The sequence below is a fragment of the Rhizobium sp. BK176 genome (assembly GCF_024808055.1).
Window position 1 is genome coordinate 176269 of the sequence record NZ_JANUBV010000002.1, and the last position, 16632, is coordinate 192900.

Sequence of the window (16632 nt, forward strand, 5' to 3'; positions counted from 1 at the left end):
AAGAGGAATTGCCGGCTTCAGCCGGAAACGGAGCAACGTTCGGGAAAGCGAAACACAGCCACAATCCGCCTGCGCCAACTCGGCACCAGCGGCGAACAGACGACCGAAGCCTGCTCATAGGCATGGATGAATTGCCGTTCGCCGGCGAGAATGCCGGCATGCTTCGCCGCCATATCCGGCCGCCAGCGGAACAGCAGCACATCGCCCGGCTGCGCTTGCGTCAGCGGCAGCGGCGTTCCGAAGTGTTTCAGCGCCGCAGCCATCAGGCGGTCCGTGCCGCTGCGCTCGGCCCAGTCAGGCGCATAGGGCGGCGGGAGTTCCGGTTCGTCGCCATAGACGTCCCGCCACACGCCACGGATCAAGCCGAGACAATCGCACCCGACGCTTTTGGTCGACGCCTGGTGGCGATAGGGCGTTCCGATCCAGCTCTCGGCAGCGTTCAGCACCTTCTCTGCAAAGGGTCTCATTTGAACAGCGCGCTCCCGTCGTGAACGGTCTCGTCATCGGCGTAGGTGTACGCGAAGTCTGCACCTGGTATGTGCGGAAACCCTTGAAAATTCAGTTGGTTGGAAAACTTTGTTCGGCAGGTGGCAAAAGCCTTGTCGCATCCGGCCGTCAACCGGACCCGGTCGCCGATCTCAGGCAGGACGGTCAGCGGCAGCCACAATGTCACCTCGCCTTCCGTCTCAGAATACGACTCGGCGATCCCGCCTTGCCCCTCGGCTACGCCATCAAGAAAAGCCAGTTCCCCGAAACGGAAGAAGCCGTCGCCCAAGCTGCCGATACCGGAAACCTGGATATGGCTTTCATCACGCACCAGCACCACGATGCCTTCAGCGCGAAACTGCGGCTGGGCCAGATCGACACCGCACCTGCCGTCCCCAAGCGCCGCATCACAACGCCTGCCGTAGACGCGCCCCTGCGGCTGGTTCAGGCGATGGGCAAAGCTTCGAAGCTCGGCACGAAACTGACCGGCATCGCGAACGACCTCGCCGATTTCCTGCACCTTGATCAGCAAGTGCTGCGCGGGCACCGACCAGTTGACGAGGAAAACCTCCACGCGGGCGCCGTCATAGGCGCCGCGTTGAAGGTCGTCCTCGGTGATCGCATCGCTGGAGAAGCCGCCCGCAACGTCGCTGGTCGCCTCCGGGAGACCGGCCTCCTCCTCGGTCGCACTTGCAGAGAAGCCACTGGCAGCGGTGAAGCTGGTATCGGCGAAGGCGAGGTCGTGGTCATGCTCGGTAAAACCGAGGACGACGCCATCTCGCCTCATCACTCGCCAGGCATGGCAAAGTGTCGTCGCGTCGCAATCGAGATGCATCGCCAGAGATGGGTCGATGGTTCTCACGGTACAATCTCCGTCAGCGGAATTGTCGGGATCCGTCCGGTGTTGAAGGCCGACAGATTGACGTCGATCCGACCCGTCGCGAAGCGAACCGGCACATCGAATTCGAAGCCTGCGGTAATGGCAGCACCCGCAGCAGGAATATGACCGGCAGCAAAGCTGACGAGGCCAGTCGCGGCATCGCAGGCAAAGGCGGAAGGGCCTTGCTCGACGCCATCCACGGCAACGATCACCGAGTCTGCCGCCGGCTTGCGGATGGTTCGAACGGTGCTCGCGGCCGCGTCTCCGTAGGTCTTGGCAAGCTGAAAGCTCGCCGTCGTGCCGTCTCCGGTGCCGATAAGCTGATCGAATGCCGTCACCGGCACATCCGGTCGCCCAGTCGTCCAATCGACCGGATCGCGAAAGCGAAACCCATAGAGTTCACCGCTGCGCGCCTCGAAAAACTCCAGGACCTCATAGAGATCGGTGAAAGAGCGCAGCCCAGAGCCCGCATCGTAGCTGCGCCGCGCATCGCGCCAGCGGCTGTTGCGGCTTTCGCGGCCGTTGGAAAGGTTGACGATGTCGGTGCGCCTGACAGGGCCGCCGCTCGTCGAGAGCGACAGGCGCAGCGGAAAGCGCACCTCGTGGAAGCCGTTTGCCATGATTGCCTCAAAGGTTGCGCTGGCCGCGCATCGCCGTGCGCGCCAGCATCGCAGAGATCTGCGCTTCGCTCTTCTGAAAGCTCTGCGCATCCGAAGTCGTGACGTTGAAGACGATCTGCGGGCCGGCCGATCCGCCTGACGCAGCAACGCCGAGCGCACCATCGGCGCCCCGTTTCAGCGGCAGGATCGCCTCGCTGCCAGCCTCGCCCATCAGGCCCATGTTGCCGCCCATCGGGAAGTAGGTCGGCTGCGAAACCACGCCGCCATCGGCGAAAGGCAGGAGCTTGCCGAAACCGCCGAGAAGGTTCGACGCAGCGCCCGAGATCATCGTCTCCAGCGGCTTCAATCCGGCCGACAGCGCGATATCGGCGAGCCGATTGCCGAGGCTGCGCAGCACATCATCGAGGCCCTTGCCGCCATCGGCAGCACTGCGCAGCGCGCTCGACAGCGCCGAGCCGAACGAGCGCGAGCGGGTCTCTAGGCCATCGAGCGTACGTTGCAGGGTTTCGGCCTGCACGGCCATGGCGGAGAGGTCGGCGTCGTCAGTCTCCATGATCGTTCCTTCGTTTCGAGGGTGTCAGGCCGTCCGGAAATTGCGCCATCAGCGCGCCGAGATCGGCCCGGGCGACGGCGCTGCGCGGCGCCAATCCACCGGCAACGGCGTGAAATTCGACGGGTGTCATTGTCCAGAAGATTGCGGGAGGCAGCCGCAGCAGACAGAGGCCGACGTGGAGGACGCGCGCCCAGGGGAAAGGCGTCGCGCGATCGGCCTCGATATCTGCTGCGGCTAAAGGGGGCGCGCGGCAATCTCCGCGCTCTCCCCGATGAATGTCGCGGCAAGCAGGTTGCCGACGACAACAGCGCAACCGGCAATGCCGCCATCGATGCTGGCCTCCGCCACTTCCTGATCGGAATAGAGATTGCCGCCGCCGCGAAGGCCGGCGCCGATGATGCGGATCATGTCGGCTGCCTTCAGCTGTCCGCGCGAGAAGCGCTCGGCCAGACCCACGAGATTGTCCGCGGAAAACGCTGTCTCCAGTTCCGCCAACGCGCCGAGCGTCAGGCAAAGGATCCGCTGTTCACCATCGATGACAGCCTCGATCTCGCCGCGGCGCCGGTTCGCCCTTGCACCCGCCGCCCGCGTCAGAGCGCCTCGAAGCTGATGGCGCCGGCCGACTCCAGCGCCAGCTCGAACATCACCTCGCCGTTATACTGGCCGGAATATTCGAGCGCGCTCGCCTGGAACGGTCCCGTCACCATGCCGAAACCGGGGACGATGATCTGCCAGCTCAGGATCGACGCGTTGAAGAAGGCATTCCGCACCAGGCCATCGGAGGCTGCATCCTTGAAGATGCCGGCGCCCGAGACCGACGCGCGCTGCACGCCGGCGCCACCCAGCAGCTCACGCCAGCGCCCGGCGCTCTCGGCGTCGGTGACGTCGACGGTTTCAGCGTTGAATGCCAGCCGTTTCGACCGCAGCCCTGCTACCGTTTCGTAAGCCGTGCCGTTGAATATCTTCAGGAGCAGGTCCTTGCCCTTCTGCGCCACCATCGTCCGATCCTTTCGACATGGCGCCCGAAGGCGCCGTCGTGCAGTTCCAAATGGGAGCCTCGCTCCGGTGTGTTGTCCCTTACAGCCACCATTCGCGCAGGCGCGGATGGCGCCGGATGTCCTGCTCACTGCAGTAGGCCGTGCCGTCCCATCCCGCCTGCGCCGCCAGCGCTACAATCTCGGGCTGATCGTCGAAAAACAGCGGGCGCTCATCGCCGGAAATCCCCAATGCGGCGTTGATAGCCTCGAAGAAACGGATATCCTTTTTGGGATGACCGATCTCGGCGCTGTAGAAAATGCCGTCGAAGAGCCTGGAAAGGCCAAGGTCGTTCCACAAATATCGTGCGCGGAAATGTTCCTGGCCGGTTGCCAGATACAGCTTCATATCGGCTGCCCGGCGCAGCTCGGACACCAGCTCAATAACCGATGCATTGAGATTTGAATCTTTTTCAAACCAATACGGCATGAAAGAGCTCACGCTGCCGGCATAGCCAACCTGCGGAAGCACTTCGGCAAGCGCTGTCTTCAAATCGCTTTGCCCAGTCACGCATGCAAACATCCGGCTTTGGGAGCGATCGCCAGGCGTTCCGAAAAAGAGCTGTTGGAACGCATCGCGATCCACACCCAGATCGTCTTCGATTGTCATATCCCAAGGCTTGCGCAGTTCCGGATTGGCGTGCCATCCATCGATCAGCACACCGTCGACATCGAAGAAGATTTTCACCGCCCACTCGCTTTGTTGAATCGCAATCCAACACAACTTACGCCAATAGTACCGCCACGCAACCACAATGGTCGATTGTGCTCGACGCTGCGATCGGTTCCCTCCTGAGCGGCAGCTCCGACAGAGAAAACAGGCGCAGCCGGCGCCCGTAGGTGTCATCCACTTGTCACTTTCAACCAGTCGGCGAAGCTGCTACGACCTTGCCCGCCCCTACCCCATTCGCGTCAAAGCCCGCCTCATGTCTCGATCCATCCCCCTGCGCTCGGTGCAGACGATTGCCGTGCTTGCCGTCACGCAGCTGATTGGCTGGGGCACCACCTTCGACATGCTCGGTGTCATGGGGCGCGTCATCGCGCCGGATCTCGGCTTGCCGAACGAGGTGGTCTTCGGTGGGCTCAGCATCATGATGGTTGTCAGTGCCCTCGCCGGCCCGACGACCGGCCGCCTGCTCGTCCGACATGGAGCCGCGCGCGTGCTCGCCGCCGCCTCGATTACCTTCACGATCGGCCTGTTGCTGTTGTCAGCCGCGCACGGCATCGTCCTCTATGGGCTTGCCTGGATCGCCATCGGCGCCGGTGGCGCCTTCGGCCTTTCCGCTCCGGCCTATACCGCCGTCGTCGAGCGCGCCGGCCCCGACAGCAAACGGGTGATTGCCATCCTGATGCTGTTCACCGGCCTTTCGAGCGCGATCTTCTGGCCGATCCTCAGCCAGCTCAACGCGACCGCCGGTTGGCGCATGACGTTTCTCATCTGCGCGGCTCTGCAGCTCTTTGTCTGCCTGCCGCTGCATGTTTTCGCCCTGCCGAAGCCGATCGCCTTCACCGCCGACGGCGCCGCCGCACAGGAAACGCCGGTGCCGCTTTCGCCAGCGGGACAACGCAAGGCCTTCCTGCTGATTGCCGCCGCAACGACGATATCGACTTTCGTGACTTTCGGCGTATCGCCATCGCTGCTTGAAATACTGCGCCAGTCCGGCGCCTCACCGGCGCTGGCGCTGCAGCTCGGTTCGGCGCGCGGCGTGATCGGCGTCTCGGCCCGCTTTCTGGACATGCTCCTCGGGCGTCGCGGCAATCCGATCCTCAGCGCCGCGATGGGCGTGAGCCTGATGGTATCGAGCTTCCTGATGATGCTGGTGATACCGCCCTCGACGCCGCTTCTGATCAGCTTCATCCTGCTCTACGGCTTCGGCTCCGGTGTCATGACCGTCGCCCGCGCGCTGCTGCCGCTCGCGCTGTTCTCGCCGCGCGAATTCGGGCTGCAATCGGCCCGCCTGTCGCTGCCGCAGAACCTCGCCAACGCCATCGCGCCCGTCGTTTTCACGGCGATCCTCGATCGCGCCGGTGCCGGAACCGCAATCGCCACCTGCGCCGCGCTCGCCGTCATCTCGCTGGGCTTCGTGCTGATGCTGGCTGCACAGGTCAAAGCGGCGACCAGGGTGTACCAACCGGCCTGAGTGATGAAGGCAGCTGCCGCAATGGACGGGACATTTGCAGCCGCCACTCCATCTTCATTGCAAGGCGGTCCACCGCCTGATCGTGGAGGAGAAGCAACATGGACCGTTTCACCGGCGGCTGCCGCTGCGGCAATGTCCGCCTTGTCGCAACCGGACGCCCCTATCGGGTCGGCATTTGCCATTGTCTCGACTGCCGCAAGCATCACGGCGCGCTTTTCCATGCATCGGCGATCTTTCCCCAAGATGCGGTGACGATCGAAGGCGAAACAGGTGCGTACGACGGGCGGTTCTTCTGCCCCCACTGCGGCTCCCCGGTTTTCGGGCGCTCCGGAGATGAAGTCGAGGTGAACCTCGGATCGCTCGATGCTCCCGACCAGTTGCAGCCAACTTACGAACTCTGGACCATCCGCCGCGAGTCGTGGCTGCCACCTTTTCCGTTGTCGAGACATTACGAACGCGATCGCGACGCCACGAGCCGTTTCGAGGAGTAGCCCGCTACGCCGTAACGGCGGCAATCGGCTCCGTGACAGCCCGAAAGCGCAGTTCGGCAACATACAGCTTCGTCTTCGGTTCCCGCCGGCTCTGTGTCCTGACATGCAACAGGCTGACGAGGTGGTGCTCGCCAGGATCGAGCGCCGCATCCTGCAGCAGGGCGTGGAGACGCGAGGCCACCAGCTGCGCCTGCCTTCGCCCACCCACGTCGACCCAGATTTCGAGCGACAACAGATGCTCCTCGCCTCTCTCGGTCGAGGTCGAATAGTCGTTGCTGACGAGTTCTCCAATCAGCACGCAAGGAAGCTTTCGTCCGGTCACCAGCCGATCGCGGATACCGTCCTCACCGATCATGCCGAGAAGCTCGGCATCGCCGGTCAGGCGTGCATGGATCGCCGTCAGCAGTTCATTGGCTGCGCTCATCGCTCCCACCTCTCTTTGCCCGCGGCCTTGCGGCACCCCCCTCGCGACAGCCGCGCCAGGATCTCCGCCAAATCGCGGAGTGTGATCGCCATGGCGGTGTTCATCGTCCTTCCTCCTCGCAGAGGCAGCAGAGATAGCGGCCGGTTTCATCAGGGTCGCGCCAGGTGCCTATGGCGAACAGCCGGTCGCCCTTGCGCAGTCGCATCCCGGCCCTTATGTCGGTGCGGAACCGTAGCCAGATGCGATGTGTCAGCGTGAAGACATCTGAACCGGCCCGCTCTTCCCGTACTTCGGCCAGCGGCTCGATCCGCGCCCACACCGAGGCAACAGCGGTAAAGGCAACGTTGGCACCGCCCTGTCCGTCCGGCGCTTCTTCCGGTGCCTCCAGTTCAAGCCGAGCCGTCATCTGCCCCGGATCGAAGAAGACGGATCGCATCAGAGCCTCCGGATCAAGAACGGTGCGACCAGCCGGTCATAACCGACAGGAATGTCCGCCGGCTGATCCTCGACTGCCACGGCACCCCTGAAGGCGAACATCTGGGCGACATGCATCAGCATCGCCCGCTTCAGCGTATCAGGCACCTCGGCACCGCTCTCGCCGAAGCCGGCGGAAAAATCGATCTCGATGCCGTTCGCGGCGATGGCAGAATCCACATTCCGATCAAGCACCAGACGCGCCGGCCGGGCATTGCCGTCGAGCACATGGCCGGTCGCGGGCAAGACCACTTCCTCGCCCGCTTCATCGTAAACATTCAGGCTTTCAATGGCTTGCACAGGCCCCTTGGCAATCTGAATCACACGATCTTCATGTATCGATTCAAGATGGAGCCGCCAGACCTGCGTGATCAGGCAGAGGCCCGTCGTGCGCTCCAGATGCTCGCGGGCGACGCGGATCAGCGAGGCCAGCAGCGCGTCTTCGCTGCCGTCGTCGAGCCGCAGATGGGCCTTCACTTCGGCAAGCGTCAGCGCTTCCGCGTCAGGCGGGGTAATCAGTGCATAGGTCATTGACGATCCTGGATTGGTGTGGCGCAGGCATTTTCGGCAGGCGGATGCGGGCAGCCGCACCCGCCTTGCCTAGGATCAGCTCACGGCGAACTTGATGAGCTTGATCGCCTCGAAGTTCTGCACCCCACCACCGACACGCTTGGTCGTGTAGAAGAGCACATAGGGCTTGGCGGAATAGGGATCGCGCAGCACGCGAACGCCGGTGCGGTCGACGACGAGATAGCCGGCGCGGAAGTCGCCGAAGGCGATCGACAGCGCATTGGCTGCGATATCGGGCATGTCCTCGGCCTCGACAACAGGGAAGCCAACGAGCGAAGCCGCCTCGCCCGCCGTTGCCGGCGGCTGCCAGAGATAGCGGCCGTCGCCATCCTTCAGCTTGCGGACTTCGGCCTGCGTCTTGCGGTTCATGACGAAGTTGGCGTTCTGGCGATGTCCGGCCTTCAGCGAGTAGATCGTATCGATCAGGGTGTCGGAGGCACCCGTCGTCTTGAAGGCGCCCGCGGCACCCGTCGCGATATAGCCGAGATTGCCCCAGCTCCAGGCGCTGTCGGCGACCGCGGTATAGGCGAGGAAGCCCTTCGGCTTGTTGGTGCCGTCGCCATTGACGAAGGCCGTGCCCTCCTGCTCGGCAAAGACGGTATCGACCTCGCTCGAGATCCAGGCCTCGATATCGACGGCGACATCGTCGAGCAGCGCCTGCGTTGCCGCCGGCATGGCGTACAGTTCCATGGTCGGGAAGGAGAGTTCGGCAAGCTGCGCGCTTGATGTCTGCGGGCGGGCCGCCGCTTCGGCCACCCAGCCGGCCGCCATGCCCGAGGTCGCGAACGGCTTCTTCAGAACCGAGCAGGAGACCTGGCGGACGGTCGCAAGCGAGCGGATCGGCGAGACGACGGAGAGGCGACGGCCGATCTCGGTGTCCGTCTCGGGCGGCACGAAATAGCCGCCGTCGCTCCCTGATCCCGCCGACATCGCCTTGGCCTCGAGCTCGCGCAAGCCGGCCTCGTCGCCGCGGCGGATATACTGCTCGAACGCCGCCTTGTGCTCGTTGGCCTCGACGCCGTTTGCGCTGCCACGCCCGAGCGGCGGCCGCGCCTTCTTCAGCGCCAGCTGGTCGAGCACCTTCTTCTGCTCGTCCATCGCCCTCGTGATGCGGTCCATCTTGTCGCGGGTGACGACATCGGCCGTCAGCTTTTCCTCGATCTCACCGAGGCGGCGGTCATTGGTATCCTTGAAGGCTTCGAACGCCTCCATGAACTCGTCGAAGGCAGCCGTCATCTCAGGCGCCGCCTTGATCTCCGGCGCGATCCGCGAACCTGTCTCATGCATGTCGGTCATGTCCCGTTTTCCTATCTGAAGGTTTCTGTCAGCATCATCCGGGCGGCCCGGCGCATGGCGCGGACAAGCTCGGTCTCCTTGTCGCGGAACCACCGCGCATTCTTGATGTTCTGGACGCGCGCCGAAGGCAGCATCGGGAAAGTCACAACAGAGATCTCCCAGAGGTCGGCTTCGAGGATGCGGCGCACGCCCGACTTCGCATCGGTCTTGGCGCGCACGGTGCGGAAACCGATCGAAAGCCCGTCGAGCGCGCCGTTCTTCAGGAGCTGATGCACCTCGCGTGCCCGGGAGACACCCTCGGCGAGCATGCCCTCGACATAGAGGCCGCGGCTGTCCTCGCGGATCGTCTTCCACGCGCCGATCGGTTCGGCCGGGTCATGCTGGAAGAGCATACGCACCCCGCCCGCACCGCGCTCGGCCAAGGACTTGCGAAAGGCGCCGCGCTCGATCGCATCCTTGCCGAGATCGACTTCGCCGAAGACGCTGGCATAGCCGGAAAAGCTGCCGTCGCGCTTCAGCCCCCTGAGCTCCAGATTGGCGAACTTGCGCGTATCCGCGCCCATGGGTGATCGCGCCAGCGCGCGGCTTGCGGTCATGATGCTCTCCTCGTTTGTTGGAATGGGCTTGCGGGCTAGCGCCCGCGGGCACCGTATCGCCCGGCGATGCGCGACAGGATGCCGAGACCCCACCAGGCGCAGAGGCTTGCCGCCGCTGATCCAGACAGCACGATCTCGGAGGCCGAGAGGCGATCCGCCAGCGCCAGCCTTTCGGCAATCCAGATACCGGTCGGCCCGCCGAAGATCGTGCCGCAGGCAAGGCCGGTGAAGAAGCGGCTGGCGGCCTCCCGCCGGCTTTTCGGCAGGAGGTAGACGAGCGACACCGCCGCCCCCGCCGACGCACCGAGCGCCCTGGTCGCCCAGAGCCCGGCATCGTTGGAAAGGTCTGTCATCGCAGGGATCCTTGGTTGAAGGCAGGAAAAATCAGCCGCAGTCGCGACTTGGCGCCGCCGATTTCAGCGTGTCGTCCCCGCATTTCAGCGAATCTTTTGAACCGCTTGGGTGGGTTTGTTTGAATATTGAGTCCAGGCGCTCAGAGTTTGATTCATGCGCCGGCGCAGGCGTTCAGTACCCCACTGCCTGCCGCTTCTCCTCGTCGGTCAGGAAGGCTGCGCTTCCCACCCGCGTCCACAGCTGATCGCGCTCGGCCGCCAGCCCGGCGACCTTGTCGAGATCGGGCTCCAGCCGCAGACGATCCTCGTAGTGGCCGGAGAGCCAGGCCGAGAGCGAGGCGGCGGTGCGCGTCAGCATCGGCAGCACCGTCAGCCGGTAGAAGGCGCGGTTCGCTTCCTGATAATTGGCGTAGGTGTTGTCGCCGGGAATGCCGAGCAGCATTGGCGGCACGCCGAAGGCGAGTGCGATGTCGCGGGCGGCGCCATTGCGCGCCTCGACGAAATCCATGTCCTTCGGTGACAACCCCATCGACTTCCAGTCGAGCCCGCCTTCCAAAAGCAGCGGACGTCCGGCGCGCATCGGGCCGGAATAGCCCTCGTCGAGTTCCTGTTTCAGCCGCTCGTACTGGTCGGGCGAGAGATTGCCGCCCTCCTTCGGCTGGTAGACCAGCGCGCCTGACGGGCGGGCCGAATTATCGAGCAGCGCCTTGTTCCATGTCGCGGCTGCATTGGAGAGATCGAGCGCCACCTGAGCCGCTGCCAGCGGCGGGAAACCGAGATGATCGTCGAGCGGATGGAAGAGCTTCAGGTGCAGCAGACCCAGCCCTTCCGTCTCGGCCGGAAATCGGCGCACGGAACCGCCGGCACGATAATCATAGGCCTCGGGCCACCCGTCCCTGCCTTCGACGATGCCGATGCGATCAGGCCGCAGCAGATGCAGTTCGCGCAGGCTGCCGCCGACCAGCAGCGGCTCGACATAGGCGTTGCCTGACAGAAGCAGATGTCCGTAGAGCGCCTCGAAGAAATCAGGCCCACTCATGCGCCCGTTCGGCTGCCCAAGCAGCGACTGCACCGCATGATCCGGTCGCTCGCGATCGCCCTCGTAGAGCAGCCACGGCACCGAGGCGGCGGCTTCAGCAATCAGCCGGACGCTGCGATGCGCGACCGGGTTCTTCATGAAGCCCTCGCGCGACAGGGCGGCGTATGAGCGGCCAGTCCAGCTCGCCCGCCCTTCCGCGGTCAACGACATGAAGCCGCCCGCGGTCTTCGTCTCAGGCACGGCTTTGCGACCCGCCGCGGAGCCCCACGGCAGCAATGATCTCAATCTCATGGTTGGTATCCTGGAGTTAGGCGGACTCTCGAGCCTGTGGCGTGATGACAGCCAATCGCAGGTGAAGCCCGATCAGGCCTTGAAGGCGACTTCTATGGTTTGCCGGTCCTGCGCCACGATCCGGCATTTGGTCTCGAAACCCTCGCCCTTGATCATCAGGACGAATTCCGGAGGTATGCCAGCGGAACTGGAGACGGAGAGCCCCGCGCTGTCGGTGCCGAGCGACCTTATGGTGCAATCGATCGTCGAGCGGCGGTCATTGAACATGATGGACCCTGCTTTCAGAACGCGACGGCGAGAGCCGGTCGGACCATCAGCACCGATGGAGTTCCACGACACGCATCGGTTTCGACCGTTGTGCTTGGCGTGGTACATCGCGGCATCGGCCTGAGCCAACAGCGTCTCGATATCCCTGGTGATGATCGAAAGCGCCGAAACGCCGAAACTTGCCGTCACGTTCAATTCGCCGAAAGCTCCTCGGATCGGCAGGCACGCGATCGCCATCCTTACCTTTTCGGCGACGGCGACTGCCCCTTCGCGATTGATATGCGGAAGGAGAATGGCAAACTCCTCGCCCCCGAGCCGGCCGAACAGATCTCCCACCCGCAGGTTCGCCTTGCACGTTTCAGTGACCGCATGAAGCACCTGATCCCCCACGGCGTGGCCATGGGTGTCGTTGACGCTCTTGAAGCGGTCGATGTCCAGAACAATGCAGGACAGGTCATGCTGATGTCTCAAGGCAAGCGACAGAAGTTGATCGGCCTCCTGCCGGAAGGCGCGGCGGGTAAGCGTGCCCGTGAGGCTGTCGGTTGCTGCCGACTGCAGCAGCTCGATCCGGTCCATCGCGACGCCCGCCAGTTCGTGGAGAACAAAAAGGTCCCTGGAACTGAATGATCTGGGGCGGCGATCGATCGCACATACCGTTCCGATAACGTGGCCACCCTTGGTTTTCAAAGGCACGCCAGCGTAAAACCGAACGTGGCTTTCTCCCGTTACGGCCGGATTGTGCGCGAACCGCGGATCGCGCGTAGCGTCCTGCACGACAATCGGCTCCTCGCGGTCGACCACGTAGCGGCAGAAGGTATCTTCAAGCGGAACCTCGTCCGCCGCCAGACCGGAACACGCCTTGTACCATTGCCGATGCGCGTCGATGAGAGACACCAGGCCGATGTCGACCGCGAAGATCTCCTTTATCAGGCGCACGATGCGCTCGAAGCCTTCGTCCTTCGGGGTATCGAGGAGGTCAAGCTGCTCCAGCGCCGCGAGACGCTCGATTTCCCGCTTTTTCGCGTCCAAGGACGATGTCCCGAAAGCCCTCACAACCACCATGCAGCATCGCTCCTAGCCCAGCTGAGATAGCATGCGTCTCATACATTCGTGAAGAAATTCAATACCGCTTTCCCCATCACAATATCGATGGCTTGTCAGAGTGGGACGGGAGAGGCAGGCCTGCCTGCTTGCCGTCCGGGACGCCATAGCCTCGCCAGATTTGCGCAAGACGCCCACGCCCTTTCGCGCTATGAAGGTGACCCTGATCCCGCCCGTCACCTACTGAGGTCCCCACATGGCTTTGAATGTTCTTTTCATTGGCGGCACCGGCCAAATCTCTTACCCGTGCGTCGAGCGCGCCGTTGCCGAGGGTCATCATGTCAGCATCTTCAACCGCGGCCTGAGACAAGACCCCTTGCCTGCAGGCGTGACCTCGATCGTCGGCGAACTTGGGTCGCCGGAATACGCGGAGCTCGCCAAGGCCAACTACGATGTCGTGTGCCAGTTCATCGCCTTCACGCCCGACCAGATTGCGCGCGATATCGAAGTGTTTTCAGGCCATTGCGGCCAGTACATTTTCATCTCCTCGGCCTCGGTCTACGAGAAGCCGGCTCGTCATTACGTGATCACCGAGAAGACGCCGGCGATCAATCCGTACTGGCCCTACAGCCAGGCCAAGATCGCCTGTGAGGAATTGCTCAAGCAATCCGAGAACCTCGCCTGGACGATCGTTCGCCCCAGCCACACCGTCCGCACCGGACTGCCGATCATGATGGGCGATAGCGACGTCATGGCAAGACGCATGCTGGACGGCGACCCCACCATTGTCGCCGGCGATGGCCACACGCCCTGGACGCTGACCCGCTCTGTCGATTTCGCGGTACCTTTCGTCGGACTTTTCGGCAAGCAGGCCGCACTTCGCGAGATCTTCCACATTACGTCCGACCGTGCGCACATCTGGAACGATATCCAAAGGGCGATCGGCAGACTGCTCGGCGTCGAGGCCAAGATCGTTCACGTACCGACCGAGACCCTGATCAAGTATAATCCGGCCTGGGAAGGTCCCCTGATCGGCGACAAGGCCTGGACTGCGATCTTCGACAACTCCAAGGTCAAGAAGGTGGCGGGTGACTTCACCTGTGCCGAAAGTCTGGATGAGATCCTTGCGGAACCGATCATGCACCTGAAGCAGCGCCTCGCCCAAAATCGCCCGCCGAAGGGTGAACTCGATGTTCTGATCGACAGGATTTGCGCCGAGCAGAGTGCTCTTGGCTAGGCTCGTTTGTTGCCTTCCGCCTCTGTAACGTGAAGAGCAGGCCGCAGCGGCATTACCGCAGCGGCCGCTTCACCGCCGCGTCGCTCTCGTAATCCGCCGCCATCCGCATTTCGCGGATCGGGCGCACGAGGTCGATGGAGCGCTGGTAGTCTGGATGCGCCTTGTAGGCTGCAAGCGCGGCTTCATCGTCGAATTCGCCGTAGACCACGAGGTCGACGTCAGTGCCGAGCTGGTCGGTCTTGATGTTGGTTCCGATCTCCAGCAGCCGCGCATGCGGGATCGCCGTCAGGATCGACAGGCCGGCGCGCACCTTTTCCAGTTGCTCCGCGGGCGCTGTGAAGAAGACGATGTGGCGGATCACGCGGAACTCCTGTCAGGGTCTAGCCGAAGACCCGCGCGATAGCACGCGGGAGCCAGCCCTTCAACCGCGCAAGCCATCCCGCCGGCTGTTCGTGGCGGATGGCAGCAAGGAACGTCTTGCCGTAGCCGGCGAGCTTTTCCGCCCTATCGGTGCCATTGACGATGCGGCGGGCATTAACCCAATCATCCGTCGTCTCGTTCAGGTGGTCGGCGAGCTTGTGATTGGCAAAGGAGCCCCGCACCATGCCTTCGATCAGGATCGAAACGGCGGCATCCATCTCCATCGCCCGGTCCGGCTCCGCGACCAGGTCGATGCCTGTCAGTTTGCTCATGGCCTCGTAATTCCGCTTGTGAGTGAGCTGCACCAGGCCGCGGCCAAGCCAGCTCTTGCCGTCCTCGTCAGGGCGCCAGTAAGGCGTCTTCACCCAGGAGAGCTTGCCTGACGCATAGGCGTTCTCCAGGATCTCGATCGCCCGGGCGTCGGTAGCCGCCAGTGTCTCGCGCACCGGCTGCATCGTAAAGGCCGTCTCGTGGTAGGCCGTCGCCAGGATGTAGGCGAGCCAACGCGGATCGGCATCCGGCATCCGCGATTCCCAGAAATCGAGAATCGCCGTCATCCCCTCCACCTGAGGCTGATTAAGCGTTCCCTTGAACAGCGCGTCGCGCACCGTGTCGAAGAAGAAGGGCCTGTCGATGTGGATAACCATAGTAACCGCCTCAAAAAGTGGTACGGCGTTGTACGCCTCAATCGATTAAAATTAATTCAATCGTTTAAAGTGTTTAAGCGCCTGATTTACACGCAGTTTAAGCCGTGCCAGTGATTAACTCACCGTTAAATCAAGCCCTTGGAGGAGAGCATGCAGCAGCCGGCCAACAGCAATCAGCCGACCATTCCCCAGCATGTCGTCGACCAGCTCGAAAACGAATGGCGTCAGGTTCGCCCGGAGCAGCAAGCGCCGCGCCCGGCACAACAGCAACCTCAACGCTAGTCCTTCAGACGCCCCTCACCCGGGGCTCTCCATGTCCCTCCAGCATCAGTGCCGTCAACGCCCAGACCAGCGCGTCCAGCCGGTCTGGCGAACGGCCCGACGAAAGCCCGTCCGGACCAAAGTCGCACATCTGGTCTTCCAGCGCGACAAACCTCCCGGCATGGGCAACCCGCCCCTGCTCGTAGAGTGCCGCGACTGGTTCAGCCCTCAAGTATTTACCGCGCGTCGCGCGCACGGTCGAGACCGGCAGGCTCTCGTCGATACTCCTTAGCATCGATGCCACCATGTCACCGCCCTGGTTGATTTCGGCCACGACCCGGTCCGCCGAAAAGCGCCTGTAGGCGCGGACCACCGCGCTCGCCCAACCGGCCGGGCTTGCGCCCTGAACCGAACAATCGGCAAGCACCACCGCACGCCCCGACGCCTCCAGCCCCGCCACGACAATGCCGCAGCAGGACTGCGCGCCGGCCGCCGCCGGCGGATCGACCGCCACCACGACACGTCTCAACTCTCCAGTGAAGCGGATCGTGGCAGCCTCGATCATCTCGCGCCGCCACAGCGCGTCTTCGCGATCCTCAATCAGTTCACCGTCGAGTTCCTGACGCCCGAGCCGCGTGCCGCCGTAGCGGTGCGCCAGCGCATCGATAAAACCCGGCGCCAGATTGGCCGCATTGGCAAGCGTGCTGATCCGTGTCAGCCGCGTGCCTGCATCAGCGATCAATTCCTTCAGCAGCGGCACCGGCCTCGGCGTCGTCGTCACCAGCTGGCGCGGAAAACTGCCGAGGCGCAGGCCGAACTGCAGCATGTCCCATGTCTCCTGCCCATGCTTCCATTTCGCCAGCTCGTCGCACCAGGCAAAATGAAATTGCGGGCCGCGCAGACTTTCCGGATCCTCGGACGAGAAGATCTGTGCCACCGCGCCATTCGGCCAGACGAGCCTGCGCCGGGAAATCTCGAACTCCGGGCATCCCCGCCGCGCGATTCGGCAGATACCGGAGACACCATCGATCATCACCTCGCGCGCGTCGCCGAGCGTTTCGGCAATCAAGGCGATGCGCAGATCGGAACGCCGTTCCGCGCTCGCCAGCGCATGAATCCATTCGGCCCCTGCCCGCGTCTTGCCGGAGCCGCGCCCACCGAGGATCAGCCAGGTGCGCCAGTCGCCCGCCGGCGGCTGCTGTTCGAGACGGCCGGAAAAACTCCAGAGACCGTCGAGCGGGTTCCAGAGCCCACGCTCGTCGGCAAAGCGAACCAGGGGGTCATCCATGGGCATCCGCTCCGCCGGTCCCGCAGCCCCGTCCAGCCGATCAACCTCGGTCGGACACGAGGGCCCGGAGGTTGCGAGCGGCATCGCCGCTGGGCTCATCTCCGTCGCCAGGGTCGCGCCCTGCTGCACACCGGCCGCCACGACCGTCCGAACCGTTGTCCGTTCCGCTGCGATGAAGGTCATCTCCTTGCCATGCCGTGCCATGGTTTTCTCAAGCCGGCGC

Annotated in this window: 23 protein-coding genes; 4 read left to right on the forward strand and 19 right to left on the reverse strand. The window is 63.6% G+C overall.

Going from position 1 to position 16632, the window contains the following annotated elements:
* Positions 1-17: 17 nt before the first annotated feature.
* From FHT76_RS10120 to FHT76_RS10155, 8 genes are all read right to left on the reverse strand, one after another.
* The gene (locus FHT76_RS10120; RefSeq protein ID WP_183751800.1) at positions 18-467 is read right to left on the reverse strand and encodes an NlpC/P60 family protein; all 450 of its coding nucleotides are present in this window, start codon (positions 465-467) and stop codon (positions 18-20) included.
* Positions 464-1348 carry a DUF2163 domain-containing protein gene (locus FHT76_RS10125; protein ID WP_183859571.1) on the reverse strand — a complete coding sequence of 295 codons (885 nt, stop codon included), beginning with the start codon at positions 1346-1348 and terminating at the stop codon, positions 464-466. Before FHT76_RS10125 ends, FHT76_RS10120 begins: the two co-directional genes overlap by 4 nt.
* Positions 1345-1986, reverse strand: coding sequence for a TIGR02217 family protein (locus FHT76_RS10130; protein ID WP_183859573.1), 642 nt, complete (start codon positions 1984-1986; stop codon positions 1345-1347). The genes FHT76_RS10125 and FHT76_RS10130 overlap by 4 nt, the downstream gene beginning before the upstream one ends.
* Positions 1987-1993: 7 nt before the next feature.
* A complete protein-coding gene (locus FHT76_RS10135) occupies positions 1994-2539 on the reverse strand; it encodes a phage tail tape measure protein (protein ID WP_183859575.1) in 546 nt (181 codons plus the stop codon).
* Positions 2529-2852, reverse strand: coding sequence for a rcc01693 family protein (locus tag FHT76_RS10140; RefSeq protein WP_210296583.1), 324 nt, complete (start codon positions 2850-2852; stop codon positions 2529-2531). Before FHT76_RS10140 ends, FHT76_RS10135 begins: the two co-directional genes overlap by 11 nt.
* Positions 2774-3133: a gene transfer agent family protein gene (locus FHT76_RS10145; RefSeq protein WP_259126826.1), complete on the reverse strand. Its 360-nt coding sequence runs from the start codon at positions 3131-3133 to the stop codon at positions 2774-2776. Before FHT76_RS10145 ends, FHT76_RS10140 begins: the two co-directional genes overlap by 79 nt.
* A complete protein-coding gene (locus tag FHT76_RS10150; protein ID WP_259126786.1) occupies positions 3130-3537 on the reverse strand; it encodes a phage major tail protein, TP901-1 family in 408 nt (135 codons plus the stop codon). The genes FHT76_RS10145 and FHT76_RS10150 overlap by 4 nt, the downstream gene beginning before the upstream one ends.
* A gap of 79 nt (positions 3538-3616) precedes the next feature.
* The gene (locus tag FHT76_RS10155) at positions 3617-4261 is read right to left on the reverse strand and encodes an HAD family hydrolase (protein ID WP_259126785.1); all 645 of its coding nucleotides are present in this window, start codon (positions 4259-4261) and stop codon (positions 3617-3619) included.
* Between the two features lie 238 nt (positions 4262-4499).
* Between FHT76_RS10155 and FHT76_RS10160 the strand changes: the two genes are divergently transcribed.
* Together FHT76_RS10160 and FHT76_RS10165 are read left to right on the forward strand one after the other, a co-directional pair.
* Positions 4500-5714 (forward strand): MFS transporter, encoded by a 1215-nt coding sequence (locus tag FHT76_RS10160; protein WP_259126824.1) that lies wholly within the window; start codon positions 4500-4502, stop codon positions 5712-5714.
* A gap of 98 nt (positions 5715-5812) precedes the next feature.
* Complete coding sequence (locus FHT76_RS10165) at positions 5813-6205, forward strand: GFA family protein (RefSeq protein WP_259126783.1); 393 nt, start codon at positions 5813-5815, stop codon at positions 6203-6205.
* Between the two features lie 4 nt (positions 6206-6209).
* Here the strand turns inward: FHT76_RS10165 and FHT76_RS10170 are convergent, their stop codons facing one another.
* The 8 genes from FHT76_RS10170 to FHT76_RS10205 all read right to left on the reverse strand — a co-directional run bounded on the left by FHT76_RS10170 (position 6210) and on the right by FHT76_RS10205 (position 12577).
* Positions 6210-6629 carry a DUF3168 domain-containing protein gene (locus FHT76_RS10170; RefSeq protein WP_259126782.1) on the reverse strand — a complete coding sequence of 140 codons (420 nt, stop codon included), beginning with the start codon at positions 6627-6629 and terminating at the stop codon, positions 6210-6212.
* Positions 6630-6729: 100 nt separating this feature from the next.
* Complete coding sequence (locus FHT76_RS10175; RefSeq protein WP_259126780.1) at positions 6730-7065, reverse strand: phage head closure protein; 336 nt, start codon at positions 7063-7065, stop codon at positions 6730-6732.
* Positions 7065-7634: a head-tail connector protein gene (locus tag FHT76_RS10180; RefSeq protein WP_259126778.1), complete on the reverse strand. Its 570-nt coding sequence runs from the start codon at positions 7632-7634 to the stop codon at positions 7065-7067. The genes FHT76_RS10175 and FHT76_RS10180 overlap by 1 nt, the downstream gene beginning before the upstream one ends.
* Positions 7635-7709: 75 nt before the next feature.
* Entirely contained in the window at positions 7710-8969 is a 1260-nt protein-coding gene (locus FHT76_RS10185) for a phage major capsid protein (RefSeq protein WP_259126777.1), read from the reverse strand.
* Between the two features lie 11 nt (positions 8970-8980).
* The gene (locus FHT76_RS10190; RefSeq protein WP_183859592.1) at positions 8981-9565 is read right to left on the reverse strand and encodes an HK97 family phage prohead protease; all 585 of its coding nucleotides are present in this window, start codon (positions 9563-9565) and stop codon (positions 8981-8983) included.
* 35 nt (positions 9566-9600) lie between these two features.
* Positions 9601-9918 (reverse strand): DUF6107 family protein, encoded by a 318-nt coding sequence (locus FHT76_RS10195; protein WP_259126776.1) that lies wholly within the window; start codon positions 9916-9918, stop codon positions 9601-9603.
* A 172-nt stretch (positions 9919-10090) separates the two neighbouring features.
* Complete coding sequence (locus FHT76_RS10200) at positions 10091-11248, reverse strand: phage portal protein (RefSeq protein ID WP_183859596.1); 1158 nt, start codon at positions 11246-11248, stop codon at positions 10091-10093.
* A 72-nt stretch (positions 11249-11320) separates the two neighbouring features.
* Entirely contained in the window at positions 11321-12577 is a 1257-nt protein-coding gene (locus FHT76_RS10205) for a sensor domain-containing diguanylate cyclase (RefSeq protein WP_183859598.1), read from the reverse strand.
* A 235-nt stretch (positions 12578-12812) separates the two neighbouring features.
* Here FHT76_RS10205 and FHT76_RS10210 point away from each other — a divergent pair, with 235 nt between their 5' ends.
* Positions 12813-13793 carry an SDR family oxidoreductase gene (locus FHT76_RS10210; RefSeq protein WP_259126775.1) on the forward strand — a complete coding sequence of 327 codons (981 nt, stop codon included), beginning with the start codon at positions 12813-12815 and terminating at the stop codon, positions 13791-13793.
* 52 nt (positions 13794-13845) lie between these two features.
* Here FHT76_RS10210 and FHT76_RS10215 read toward each other — a convergent pair whose 3' ends face one another.
* Both FHT76_RS10215 and FHT76_RS10220 read right to left on the reverse strand, forming a co-directional pair.
* A complete protein-coding gene (locus FHT76_RS10215) occupies positions 13846-14154 on the reverse strand; it encodes a Dabb family protein (protein WP_183859602.1) in 309 nt (102 codons plus the stop codon).
* A gap of 19 nt (positions 14155-14173) precedes the next feature.
* Positions 14174-14860, reverse strand: coding sequence for a glycoside hydrolase family 19 protein (locus FHT76_RS10220; RefSeq protein ID WP_183859604.1), 687 nt, complete (start codon positions 14858-14860; stop codon positions 14174-14176).
* A 150-nt stretch (positions 14861-15010) separates the two neighbouring features.
* On the opposite strand from FHT76_RS10220, the gene FHT76_RS10225 reads away from it, so the two are divergent.
* Positions 15011-15142, forward strand: a complete 132-nt coding sequence (locus tag FHT76_RS10225; protein WP_259126774.1) for a hypothetical protein — start codon at positions 15011-15013, stop codon at positions 15140-15142.
* Positions 15143-15146: 4 nt separating this feature from the next.
* Here FHT76_RS10225 and FHT76_RS10230 read toward each other — a convergent pair whose 3' ends face one another.
* Complete coding sequence (locus FHT76_RS10230; protein ID WP_183859606.1) at positions 15147-16613, reverse strand: DNA-packaging protein; 1467 nt, start codon at positions 16611-16613, stop codon at positions 15147-15149.
* Positions 16614-16632: the final 19 nt, after the last annotated feature.

Excerpts from the sequence above, each read along its gene's own strand:
- FHT76_RS10220 (WP_183859604.1), bottom strand. The coding sequence starts at position 14,860 with ATGGTTATCCACATCGACAGGCCCTTCTTCTTCGACACGGTGCGCGAC.
- FHT76_RS10150 (WP_259126786.1), bottom strand. The coding sequence starts at position 3,537 with ATGGTGGCGCAGAAGGGCAAGGACCTGCTCCTGAAGATATTCAACGGC.
- FHT76_RS10195 (WP_259126776.1), bottom strand. The coding sequence starts at position 9,918 with ATGACAGACCTTTCCAACGATGCCGGGCTCTGGGCGACCAGGGCGCTC.
- FHT76_RS10135 (WP_183859575.1), bottom strand. The coding sequence starts at position 2,539 with ATGGAGACTGACGACGCCGACCTCTCCGCCATGGCCGTGCAGGCCGAA.
- FHT76_RS10175 (WP_259126780.1), bottom strand. The coding sequence starts at position 7,065 with ATGCGATCCGTCTTCTTCGATCCGGGGCAGATGACGGCTCGGCTTGAA.
- FHT76_RS10170 (WP_259126782.1), bottom strand. The coding sequence starts at position 6,629 with ATGAGCGCAGCCAATGAACTGCTGACGGCGATCCATGCACGCCTGACC.
- FHT76_RS10160 (WP_259126824.1), top strand. The coding sequence starts at position 4,500 with ATGTCTCGATCCATCCCCCTGCGCTCGGTGCAGACGATTGCCGTGCTT.
- FHT76_RS10200 (WP_183859596.1), bottom strand. The coding sequence starts at position 11,248 with ATGAGATTGAGATCATTGCTGCCGTGGGGCTCCGCGGCGGGTCGCAAA.
- FHT76_RS10205 (WP_183859598.1), bottom strand. The coding sequence starts at position 12,577 with ATGGTGGTTGTGAGGGCTTTCGGGACATCGTCCTTGGACGCGAAAAAG.
- FHT76_RS10230 (WP_183859606.1), bottom strand. The coding sequence starts at position 16,613 with ATGGCACGGCATGGCAAGGAGATGACCTTCATCGCAGCGGAACGGACA.
- FHT76_RS10185 (WP_259126777.1), bottom strand. The coding sequence starts at position 8,969 with ATGACCGACATGCATGAGACAGGTTCGCGGATCGCGCCGGAGATCAAG.
- FHT76_RS10210 (WP_259126775.1), top strand. The coding sequence starts at position 12,813 with ATGGCTTTGAATGTTCTTTTCATTGGCGGCACCGGCCAAATCTCTTAC.
- FHT76_RS10180 (WP_259126778.1), bottom strand. The coding sequence starts at position 7,634 with ATGACCTATGCACTGATTACCCCGCCTGACGCGGAAGCGCTGACGCTT.
- FHT76_RS10225 (WP_259126774.1), top strand. The coding sequence starts at position 15,011 with ATGCAGCAGCCGGCCAACAGCAATCAGCCGACCATTCCCCAGCATGTC.
- FHT76_RS10165 (WP_259126783.1), top strand. The coding sequence starts at position 5,813 with ATGGACCGTTTCACCGGCGGCTGCCGCTGCGGCAATGTCCGCCTTGTC.
- FHT76_RS10130 (WP_183859573.1), bottom strand. The coding sequence starts at position 1,986 with ATGGCAAACGGCTTCCACGAGGTGCGCTTTCCGCTGCGCCTGTCGCTC.
- FHT76_RS10190 (WP_183859592.1), bottom strand. The coding sequence starts at position 9,565 with ATGACCGCAAGCCGCGCGCTGGCGCGATCACCCATGGGCGCGGATACG.
- FHT76_RS10120 (WP_183751800.1), bottom strand. The coding sequence starts at position 467 with ATGAGACCCTTTGCAGAGAAGGTGCTGAACGCTGCCGAGAGCTGGATC.